This is a genomic window from Delftia sp. ZNC0008 (genome assembly GCF_000799035.1).
In the GTDB taxonomy this organism is placed as follows: Bacteria; Pseudomonadota; Gammaproteobacteria; order Burkholderiales; family Burkholderiaceae_C; genus Comamonas; species Comamonas tsuruhatensis.
On record NZ_JTKZ01000825.1, the window covers coordinates 1 to 9,813 of the forward strand.

Sequence of the window (9,813 nt, forward strand, 5' to 3'; positions counted from 1 at the left end):
CCGCGTCCGAGCTGCTGGCCGTGCGCCGCACCCTGGCCGAAGCGCTGCTGGCCGAACGCCTGGCCCGCAGCGAGGCGCTGGAGGGCGACAGCCGCCTGCGGCTGGATCTGCATGAGCTGTGGGATTTTGATGACTGAGTGCGGCTGCAGCCCGCGACAATCCTTGTGCAGCCAATCAACCCCAGCCAATCCATGAAGCCCAGGATCCCTTCCCTCAAGCGACTGCTTGTTCTCTTCACAGTGGTGGTGCCGGCCCTGGCCTGGTGTCTGGTCAAGCCCGTGCGCGTGATGGCCCCCGGGCTGGCCGGCGTGTCCTGCACGGCGGACCGGGTCTGCGTGGATGATGTCTCGCGGCTGGAGCAGGCCAACGCCATGGTGGAGGAGGCCCGTGGATTCCTGGCGGCGCGCCTGGGCACGGCTCCGCACCGGCCCCGGGTGGTGTTCTGCGCCACCCAGGCCTGTGCGGACAGCTTCGGCCTGGGCGCGCGCTCTGCCATGAACCTGGCGGGCCTGGGCACGGTCATAGGCCCCAGGGCCTGGACCGCCTACTACCTGCGCCATGAACTCATCCACCAGGTGCAGAGTGAGCAACTCGGCGTCGCCCGCATGCTGCTGCGGCCCGCATGGTGGACCGAAGGCATGGCCTATGACCTCAGCGGGGACCCGCGCCCCGTGCTCGCCGAGCCCTGGCAAGACTACAGAGCCAGATTCCGGGCATGGCATGCCCGGGCTGGCGACGCGGGGTTGTGGACTGCGCCGCTCTAGGGCCGACCACCGCCCAGCGTCGCAATCAACTGCCCATACATGGCGTCCACGGCCGCCGAGCCCTGCGAGGCCTTGCTGCGCAGGGCCGACACTTCCATGGACACCAGCGGCGGCAGCTCGAAGCCGGCCGGCAGGTTCTGCAGCACCTGCAGGTGCGGGGGCACGCTGCAGCGCGTGAACACGGCCACGGCCAGGCCGCTTTCCACGGCGGCCAGCTGGCCGGCCAGGCTGGAGCTGTGATAGACCACGCGGTGCGCGCGCCGCTGGGCCGCCAGGCTGGACAGCGCGGCCGTGCGCGCCAGGCTGGCGGCCTCGTAGACGGCAATCGGCAGGGGATTCTTCCTCCACACCTCGTGCTGCGGCGCGCCCACCCAGACCAGGGGCTCGTGGAACAGCAGGCGCCCGCGCTGGGGCCTGTCGCGCGAGACCAGGGCCAGGTCCAGCGTGCCGCGCCCCACTTGTGGGATGAGTGCAGTGGACTGCTCGCAGGTCAGCTCGATCTCCACGCCCTGGTAGCGGCCTGCGAAGCTGCGCAGCACGGGCGTCAGATAGGTGGATGCGTAGTCGTCCGGCACGCCCAGCCGCACGCGCCCAGACAGGTCGGGGCCGAACAGCGCCTGCTGCGCCTGGGCCTGCAGCTCCAGCATGCGCCGGGCATAGCCCAGCAGCTCCGCGCCGGCGGGCGTCAGTTGCAGATGGCGCGGGCCGCGCAGCAGCACGGGCCGGCCCAGGGCGGTCTCCAGCTTCTTGATCTGCATGCTCACGGCGGCCTGTGATCGGTGCAGCAGCGGCGCGGCAGCCGAGAGCGAGCCCGCATCCACCACGGCTACCAGGGCACGCAGCCAGTCGATCTGCAGGTCGGGGTGGTTCACAGCACGCTCCATGGATTCGAATATCGAATACTAAACCTGCAAACTATTTGCTTTACGAGAATTTACTGCCACGAGACGATCGCGGCCATGCAAGACAGAACCCATTCCTTACAGGCCGCATCCGTAGCCTCCACCGCGCCCGCTCCCGCGCCCGCACAAGCCGCTCCCACAGCGCAGGAGACGCGCGGCCAGTGGCTGATGATCGCGGGCGGCGTGCTGCTGGGCACCGTGGGCGTATTTGTGGAAGAGGCCCGCCAGCACCCGTTGGTCACCGTGCTGTTTCGCTGCGCCTTCGGCGCGCTGGCGCTGCTGGCCTGGGGCCTGGCCACGGGCCGCGTGCGGGAGCTGCGCGTGCGCGGCAGAAGCTGGGCGGTGGTGGTGGCCACGGGCCTCCTCATGGTGCTGAACTGGGCGCTGTTCTTTGCCGCCATACCGCGCACCTCCATTGGCGTGGCCACCATCGTGTTCCACATCCAGCCGGTGTGGATCATGCTGTTCGGCACCCTGGTGCTGCGCGAGGCCGTGGCGCCACGGCAGGTGGCGGCCATGCTGGCGGCGTTGCTGGGACTGGTGTTGACCACGGGGCTGCTGGGTGGCGATGCGGCGGCCTGGGGACCGGACCATGTGTCCGGACTGCTCATGTGCCTGGCCGGCTCGCTGTGCTATGCGGCCGTGACCATCCTGGCCAAGACCGAGAAAGTGGTCACGCCGTTTGCGCTGGCCTGGTGGCAATGCGCGGTCGGCACCGTGCTGCTGCTGTGGGTGCCGCTGGTTCATGGCTGGCCGCAGGCGCCGTCATCCTGGGCCTGGCTGGCAGGGCTGGGTGTGCTGCACACCGGCCTGGCCTACGCCATCCTTTTTGCGGGCATGGCGCGCCTCACGCTGGGCCGCATCGCCGTGCTGCAGTACGTCTATCCGTTGACGGCCATCGTGCTGGACTGGGCCGTCTACGGGCGCGCGCTGGGCGCTGTGCAACTGGCCGGTGTGGGCCTGATGGCCGGGGCGCTGCTGGTGGTCAAGGCCCGACAGCTGCGATGAGCCGTGCGGGCGATGAGCCGTGCGGGCCTTGTGCGCAGGGCCTACTCCTTGCCCAGCGCCTTGTACTGTTCGTACAGCTCGTCGGCCAGCCGGCGCAGGGCGCGGCCTATGGCGGCGTACTCGTACTCGTTGAGGTTGGCCAGCGAGGCGCGGCCCGAGGGGCGATCGGAGCCGAAGCCCCGGCCCGGCAGCAGCACGATGCCGGTCTCATCGGCCACGCGGAACAGCATGTCGCCCGTGGACGACTGCTGCACCGCCCATTGCGAGAAGGCCTCGCCGTAGAGCCGGCAAGTGACGTTCTGCAGATCGATCAGCGTGTAGTAGTTGACCGAGTTGGGGTTCTCCAGCGGGGGCATGCCCAGCTCGCGGTACAGCGTGGCCTCGCGGCGGCGGATCAGTTGCTTGAGCGCCTGCTTGTAGGCGTCCGCTTCATCCATGAGCGCAAACAGCGAGAACAGCACCATCTGCACCTGCTGCGGCGTGGACAGGCCGGCCGTGTGGTTCAGCGCCACCACGCGGCTGTCGGCCACCAGGCGGTCGATGAACTTGAGTGAGCGCACATCGGGCAGCAGCGAGCGGTAGCGGTGGTCCAGCGCCTTCTTGGCGGACTCGGGCAACTGCGACAGTGCATGGTCGAACACGTTGTCCTTGTGCGCCGCGATCACGCCCAGGCGCCAGCCCGTGGCCCCGAAATACTTGGAGAACGAATACACCAGCAGCGTGTTCCGGGGGCAGACCGAGAACAGCGACTGGAATTCATCGGCAAAGGTGCCGTAGACATCGTCGGTCAGGATCAGCAGGTCGGGCCGCTGCTCGGCCACGATGGCGCGCACGCGGTCCAGGCTGCGCTGGTCCATCTTCACGGACGGCGGGTTGCTGGGGTTCACACAGAAGAAGATCTTGACGTCCGGGTCCTTGAGCTTGTCCAGCTCGGCGTCGGAGTACTGCCAGCCGTTGTCGGGGTCGGCGTGGATGGGCACTTCCTTGAGGTCGTACTGGGCCAGTTCGGGAATCTCGATATACGGCGTGAACACCGGCATGCCGATGGCCACCTTGTCGCCGGCCTTGAGCAGGCCGCTGATGCGCAGGCTCTCGAAGATATAGGCCATGGCCGCCGTGCCGCCCTCGACCGCGAACAGGTCCACCGACTCGGGCGGCACGGCGCCGCCTGCCATCTCGCGCACGATGTACTGGCGCACGATCTGCTCGCTCACGGTGAGCATGCGCGGCGGCACGGGGTAGTTGCAGCCCAGGATGCCGTCCACCATCTCATGCAGGAAGGCGGCGGGGTCCAGCCCCAGCTGGTCGCGCACATAGCTGAGCGACTTGCCCAGGAACTTCACGCCCTCCTGATCGCGGTGCTCGGCGATGAAGCGCTCGAAGCGGCCCTCGATGCCGTCGAGCTTGGCCAGCCCGCCCACGCCCACCGTCATGTAGGAATACGACAGCTCCGACTCCGCCGCCGCGAACAGCCCCAGCCGGAAGAACGCCCGGCGCGGCGTGGTCGCCAGGAAGTTGGGATTGCCGCGCCCCGCATTGAGCATGAGGCGGTTGGCCTTGCCCGAGGCCACCTTGATCAGCTCGTCCTTGAGTTCGAACGGGCTCAAATTCGCCAGACTCCGATAATCCTTGCTCATTGCGCAGCTCCTTGTGATGGTCCTTGGTGGTCCTTGGGAAGAGATCAGGGGTGGTCAGGCGAAGGCGATGACCAGCGGGCCCAGCAATGTGAGGAACACATTGGCCAGCGCATAGGTGATCGCAAACGGTGCCGTGGGAATCGAGTTGCCGGCCTTGTCCAGAATCTCGCCGAACGCCGGGTTGGCGCTGCGCGCGCCCGACAGCGAGCCTGCGAACACGGCCACGTTGTCATAGCGCAGCACGTACTTGCCGAACAGCATGGCGATCAGCAGCGGCACGATGGTCACCACCACGCCCAGCAGGAACAGCGTCAGGCCCTGCTGCATCACCGTGGTCACGGCCTGCTGGCCGGACTGCAGGCCCACCATGGCCACGAAGCCGGCCAGGCCCAGGTCGCGCAGCAGCGTGGAGGCGGCCGTGGGCATGTTGCCGAAAGTGTGCTTGCGGCTGCGCCACCAGCCGAACAGCAGGCCCGCCAGCAGGGCGCCGCCGCCGCTGCCCAGCGTGATGGGAATGGAGCCCAGGCGCAGCACCAGCAGCCCGATCAGCAGGCCCACCGTGATGCCCAGGCCGTGGAAGACAAAGTCCGTCTTGTCGCTGGGCACGATGATGGGGCCCACCGACTGCGCAGCCTTTTGCACATCCTGCGGCGTGCCGAACAGCGTCACCACGTCGCCCGGCATGACCATGGTGGCCGGCGCAATCGGCACCGGCGTGCCTGCGCGCATCAGCGCCACGGCATACACGCCGTGCTTGAAGTCCTGCGACAGGCTGTCCAGGATGTCCTTCACGCTGCGGTTCAGGTACTGGCTGTTGGAGATGGCCACGTCGCGCCGCACCATCACCACGTCCATGCCCTCGGCGCCCTGCAGCTCCTCGCCCACCGAGGCGCCCAGCGCCACCACGGCCGCGCGCCGGCCCACCAGCAAGATGATGTCGCCGGCCTCCAGCGCCAGGCTGCCGTCCACGCCCACCATCGCGTTCCTGCGCTGTATGCGCTCCACCGTCACCGTGCCGCCGTTGGCGGTGGCGCTGGCCTCCAGCTCCGCCACGGTGCGGCCCGCCTGTCCCACGCGGAAAATGCGCCCCACCAGATCCGGCACGGCCGGTGACTCGCCGGTTCCGTACACGCGCACGCCCTTGAGCAGCTCCTGCTCGGCCTGGATCGCGTCCTCGCGGATCTTGCGGCCCGTCAGCCACTGCAGCACGTTCACGCACATGATGATGGCGCCGAAGGAGCCGAAGATATAGGTCACCGCATAGCCGATGGCCACATTGGCCTGCATGCGCTGCACCTCGTCGGGCGCCAGCCCCAGCTTCTCGATGGCCGAGCCCGCCGTGCCGATGATGGCCGACTGCGTCAGCCCGCCAGCGGCCAGCCCCGCCGCCAGCCCCTTGTCCAGATGGAACACCCGGGCGATCACCACCACCGTGACCAGCCCCGACACGGCCACCACCAGGGCCATCAGGATCTCCTTGACCGACTGCCGCCCCAGTGAACGGAAGAACTGCGGCCCGCTCTCGAAACCCACGGCATAGATGAACAGCGCAAACAGCACCGCCTTGATGCCCGAATCGATGGTCACCCCTACCTGGCTGATCAGCACCGCCGCCAGCAGCGACCCCGCCACGCCCCCCAGCTGGAATGACCCGAACCTGAACTTGCCCACCCAGTAACCGAGCGCCAAGGCCGCAAACAGCGCGATTTCCGGAGCCTGATGAAAGATGCTTCTGAGAAAGTCCACAGCCACCTCTGCTTCTGGGTTGAGGTCCACGGCGGTGCAAGGCAACGGAAGCGGCTGCCTCAGGAGGGCAGGGGGGGATTGCGTGCGCGTGGACTGGGAAACGGCGAGTCGCTATTGGAAATAGCTATCGAAAATACTTCTGCACAAATGATTGTGACCAAGAATTATTCAATCGAATATAGCTATTTCATTGGCTTCTTTGGGTAAATCCTTGTTGAGAACAGAGCCACTATTCACGACAAAGACCAACGGCAATGTAGGACTGCGCCGTCAGCAAAAGCGGATACATATACAGGCCTGCCTTGCATGCAGGCCATGGGCGCCAGTTTTCGGATGAAACCTATTGGCAGCGAGATGAATTCATCAATTACGCATCTCGCCACCAGATGAGGTGGAGCTCTCCATCCACAAAACCGGCGCTCACCGCTTGCGACTGGCGCAGCCGAAGGGCTCCTGCCGCTTCCGAGGCCACGTAGGAGCCAAGCAGCTTCCTGGCAGCAGCAAGTCCCTTCTCCCACTCGCTTCCCACGACTTTGTGCGGCAACTCGAAGTGAGGGTCGTCGGACATGAATATGTCATCGCACGCCCAGTCCGGGTCCTGCGGGTCGTAGGTCGGGCAGCCCACAATCTGGAGCTCGTGCGATGTGGGCGAGTCATACAGATTGAAGTGGAATGCTGCGATTCCTTCTGGCAGATCGCCGGACAGTGTTTGGTCGACCCATTGGGAAAATTGCTTTTTCAATTGCTTTCATGGTTTCAATATTCTGATGCAATGTGGATCAAAAAATCTTTCCATCATATAGGGAAGTCTGAAAGAAAGAATCGATTTGCATGCTTCAAAAAATATCCGGCTCCGGCACAGCCCGCCCAAAGCCCGTCTCCAGAAAATCAAAATTTTGGATAGATTGGTACATCGTCTGGAGAATGCCATGAGCCGAAACACATCCGTGGCCCTGGGGCCGCACTTCACGGAATTCATTGATGCCCAAGTCCAAGGCGGGCGCTATGGCACCGCCAGTGGTGTGGTCAGAGCCGGGTTGCGACTGCTGGAAGAGCACGAAATCAGGGTGAAGGCATTGCAAGAGGCTCTGAACGCTGGCCGTCAGTCCGGCGAGCCGCGCCCGTTTGACAGCGAAGCGTTTTTGAGCCGCATGCACGCAAAGCATGGCTAAGCCCTACCGACTGTCGCCGCTGGCCGAAGCCGATCTGGAGGAAATCTGGCTCTACACGCTCATGCACTGGTCGGTTGAGCAGGCAGACTCCTACCTTCGCAACCTTGTGGAGACATTCGAGGGATTGGCCAAGAGCACGAAGCAGGCCCAGCAGGCCGGCGCCCAGTACCAGCCAATGCTCGCCGGCAAGGCCGGGCCGGATCCTGTTCCCCTGCCATGAGCGCGGGCGCCAGGGCGACGGCGGGCCGGCCCGGGCGCCTGCGCGAAGGGTAGGCGTATTACGACGCACAGGAAGGCGTTGGCCCGATGGCTGTACCGAGGGCCACACCGCATCCTGAAGGCGTTACGGACCAAAGCCCCACCATGAACACAGAACTGCTGGACCCCCCACGTACCGAACTGGCCGCTGGCGCAGGCACGCTTGAGTCTTCTTTCCTGCATGTGCCGCTCTACGAACGCCTGGCCAACCATCTGCCCACCGAACAGGAGCGCCAGGCTGCTGCGGACTTCCTGCACGGCGTGATCGCCGAGACCTCTGCCGATGCCGATGGCCTGCCGGACAACCCGGAGCACCTGACCGACTGGATGCGTGCCAATGTCGAAAAAGTGCACGCCCAGTACCAGGCCTACCTGGCAGAGCGCAAGGCGGGTGCGGCACGCCGCTACTTTTGCAACCGCGCCCATGCCCTGTACTTCCTGCGCAATGTGGCCCCTACCAAGCTGGTGGACGGTTCCTGGCTCTACGGCCTGTGCGCGCACGCGGGCAACTCACGCATGTCGGACCTGGTCACCACCTATGTGGAAGAACTGGGCGACGGCATGGCCGACAAAAACCACGTCAAGCTCTACCGGGAACTGCTGGCCAGGTATGGCCTTGATCCCGTGGAGGATCTGCCCGACGACCTGTACCGGCAGGGGCTGGTACAGCTGGCTCTGGGCTGGAATGCGCAGCAGTTCCTGCCCGAGATCGTGGGATTCAACCTGGGCTATGAGCAATTGCCGCTGCACCTGCTCATCACCGCCTACGAACTCAATGAACTGGGTATAGACCCCTACTACTTCACGCTGCATGTCACCGTGGACAACGCCGACACCGGCCATGCCCGGCGCGCCTGCATTGCCGCCTGGGAGAACGCGCCGCGCATTGACGATGGCGGCGAATACTGGCGCCGCGTACGCGCAGGCGCCCGGCTGGCAGACACGGGCACCAGCACGCTGGACGTGATCCGGTCGTTCGACATCGAAGCTGAGGTGGTGCGCATCCTGGCGCGCAAATCGCCTTCCGGGCATGGCGCGCACTCGGACTTCTGCAAGGTGGCCGGCCGCAGCGTCAATGACTGGCTTTCCCGCCCGCAGGACATGCCTGCCTTCTTGGCCGCGCTGGAGCAGGCACGCTGGATACAACGCAACCGGCCTGCCGAGGAAAGCCGCTTCTGGCAGCTGCTGCAGGGCGAGCGGGCAGAGATGTTCGGTGTTTTCTCTCCCTATGAGCTGCAAGTCATTCATGACTGGCTGCGGGGGCCGGCCAGTGCGGATGGCGCCTCCTTCGAATCCGTGGCCGAGCCCGGCAAACCGGCGCGGCGCATGAGCTTTCGCGTGGCCGAGCGCCTGCGCACATCCCGTGGCGCGCGACCGGACCCGGGCCGCAGCGCGCAGGAGCTGGACACCGACCTGATGCTCTTCGAGCAGCGCTACCCCACGCTCGATCCAGCGGCCCAGCATGAGTTGCTGGTACAGGCCATGTCACCGGGCCTGCACTGGACGCCCCTGGGCCTGCGCGCCACCCGCCTGTTCCTGGGCCGGTAGGCCATTCGACCCTCTTTACCTACCCGGGAAAAATCATCTGGTCATTGGGCAAGACGGGCTTGCTCCTTGACCCATTCCCGGCTTTTGCCGCGCACGCACCATTCTGGGTTCTTGACCCAGTCCATAGAATATTTATTTGGGTGGCCTTCTAGAATATTACAGTGTGTATATCCGAGTTGGGGCATGGCGTAGTACTGCAAAGGTAGTATTGCAAAAAATCCGACAGCAGCAAAGAATATATTGGCGCAAGTGGAAGAGAGGAGAATGCATTCCACCTTTTTAAGTGTTCGCTTTTTTAAAGGAATTGCGTTGGCAATTACTGCCACTATCAATGTCAATGGAATTGCCCAGAAGGAGGCTATCATTGGAGATAGCGGTGTTATTATAACGGCTGGTGAAAGATTAAAGAGATCTAGAGTCTCCGGTATAACAATTTCACGGATAAGGTAAAAATCGGTAATAAGCAGCACTATGGCAAAAGGAATAACCCAAATAATATTTTTTCTGTTCTGCTTGACGCGATATTGCATTGTGTATTCCTGGCTGCTAATTTTTGCTGCAGTTTCTGCAAGGCAAGTCTGCTTGTTCTCTGATTAATAAAATTGAGCCAATTTCGGTAAATATAATAACTGCAGCCGTTGCGTTCAAAAGAGTAAGATTGCCTTATTTCCCCAAACGAGCTTGCTCATTGACCCATTCCCGGCTTTTGCCACGCACACACCAATCGGGATTTTTGACCCAGTCAGTGAAATATATGGTGGGATGATCTTCCAGAATG

10 protein-coding genes and 1 pseudogene are annotated in these 9,813 nt (G+C 64.0%); 6 read left to right on the forward strand and 5 right to left on the reverse strand.

What is annotated here, in order from left to right; genetic code table 11:
• Both L995_RS34025 and L995_RS26310 read left to right on the forward strand, forming a co-directional pair.
• A pseudogene (locus tag L995_RS34025) lies at positions 1-137 on the forward strand (TolC family protein); the annotation flags it as partial.
• A gap of 54 nt (positions 138-191) precedes the next feature.
• The gene (locus L995_RS26310; RefSeq protein ID WP_047474264.1) at positions 192-764 is read left to right on the forward strand and encodes a membrane protein; all 573 of its coding nucleotides are present in this window, start codon (positions 192-194) and stop codon (positions 762-764) included.
• Here L995_RS26310 and L995_RS26315 read toward each other — a convergent pair.
• Entirely contained in the window at positions 761-1,648 is an 888-nt protein-coding gene (locus L995_RS26315; protein ID WP_047474266.1) for a LysR family transcriptional regulator, read from the reverse strand. The genes L995_RS26310 and L995_RS26315 overlap by 4 nt on opposite strands.
• 75 nt (positions 1,649-1,723) lie before the next feature.
• On the opposite strand from L995_RS26315, the gene L995_RS26320 reads away from it, so the two are divergent.
• A complete protein-coding gene (locus L995_RS26320) occupies positions 1,724-2,674 on the forward strand; it encodes a DMT family transporter (RefSeq protein WP_047474271.1) in 951 nt (316 codons plus the stop codon).
• Positions 2,675-2,715: 41 nt separating this feature from the next.
• Here the strand turns inward: L995_RS26320 and L995_RS26325 are convergent, their stop codons facing one another.
• From L995_RS26325 to L995_RS26335, 3 genes are all read right to left on the reverse strand, one after another.
• The gene (locus L995_RS26325) at positions 2,716-4,311 is read right to left on the reverse strand and encodes a bifunctional aspartate transaminase/aspartate 4-decarboxylase (protein ID WP_016451742.1); all 1,596 of its coding nucleotides are present in this window, start codon (positions 4,309-4,311) and stop codon (positions 2,716-2,718) included.
• 54 nt (positions 4,312-4,365) lie between these two features.
• Positions 4,366-6,057 carry an aspartate-alanine antiporter gene (gene aspT, locus L995_RS26330; RefSeq protein WP_047474277.1) on the reverse strand — a complete coding sequence of 564 codons (1,692 nt, stop codon included), beginning with the start codon at positions 6,055-6,057 and terminating at the stop codon, positions 4,366-4,368.
• Between the two features lie 367 nt (positions 6,058-6,424).
• The gene (locus L995_RS26335; RefSeq protein ID WP_047474272.1) at positions 6,425-6,799 is read right to left on the reverse strand and encodes a hypothetical protein; all 375 of its coding nucleotides are present in this window, start codon (positions 6,797-6,799) and stop codon (positions 6,425-6,427) included.
• Positions 6,800-6,986: 187 nt separating this feature from the next.
• Here L995_RS26335 and L995_RS32460 point away from each other — a divergent pair, with 187 nt between their 5' ends.
• The 3 genes from L995_RS32460 to L995_RS26350 all read left to right on the forward strand — a co-directional run bounded on the left by L995_RS32460 (position 6,987) and on the right by L995_RS26350 (position 9,035).
• A complete protein-coding gene (locus L995_RS32460; protein WP_082001637.1) occupies positions 6,987-7,229 on the forward strand; it encodes a type II toxin-antitoxin system ParD family antitoxin in 243 nt (80 codons plus the stop codon).
• Positions 7,222-7,449 carry a type II toxin-antitoxin system RelE/ParE family toxin gene (locus tag L995_RS26345; RefSeq protein ID WP_082001638.1) on the forward strand — a complete coding sequence of 76 codons (228 nt, stop codon included), beginning with the start codon at positions 7,222-7,224 and terminating at the stop codon, positions 7,447-7,449. Before L995_RS32460 ends, L995_RS26345 begins: the two co-directional genes overlap by 8 nt.
• A 143-nt stretch (positions 7,450-7,592) precedes the next feature.
• Positions 7,593-9,035, forward strand: a complete 1,443-nt coding sequence (locus L995_RS26350; RefSeq protein WP_047474276.1) for an iron-containing redox enzyme family protein — start codon at positions 7,593-7,595, stop codon at positions 9,033-9,035.
• A 41-nt stretch (positions 9,036-9,076) separates the two neighbouring features.
• Here the strand turns inward: L995_RS26350 and L995_RS33505 are convergent, their stop codons facing one another.
• Positions 9,077-9,565: a hypothetical protein gene (locus tag L995_RS33505; RefSeq protein WP_156136140.1), complete on the reverse strand. Its 489-nt coding sequence runs from the start codon at positions 9,563-9,565 to the stop codon at positions 9,077-9,079.
• Between the last annotated feature and the right edge of the window lie 248 nt (positions 9,566-9,813).

Coding starts and splice junctions, on each gene's coding strand:
- L995_RS26320 (WP_047474271.1), top strand. CDS start 1,724: ATGCAAGACAGAACCCATTCCTTACAGGCCGCATCCGTAGCCTCCACC.
- L995_RS26325 (WP_016451742.1), bottom strand. CDS start 4,311: ATGAGCAAGGATTATCGGAGTCTGGCGAATTTGAGCCCGTTCGAACTC.
- L995_RS26350 (WP_047474276.1), top strand. CDS start 7,593: ATGAACACAGAACTGCTGGACCCCCCACGTACCGAACTGGCCGCTGGC.
- L995_RS26315 (WP_047474266.1), bottom strand. CDS start 1,648: ATGGAGCGTGCTGTGAACCACCCCGACCTGCAGATCGACTGGCTGCGT.
- L995_RS33505 (WP_156136140.1), bottom strand. CDS start 9,565: ATGCAATATCGCGTCAAGCAGAACAGAAAAAATATTATTTGGGTTATT.
- L995_RS26345 (WP_082001638.1), top strand. CDS start 7,222: ATGGCTAAGCCCTACCGACTGTCGCCGCTGGCCGAAGCCGATCTGGAG.
- L995_RS32460 (WP_082001637.1), top strand. CDS start 6,987: ATGAGCCGAAACACATCCGTGGCCCTGGGGCCGCACTTCACGGAATTC.
- L995_RS26310 (WP_047474264.1), top strand. CDS start 192: ATGAAGCCCAGGATCCCTTCCCTCAAGCGACTGCTTGTTCTCTTCACA.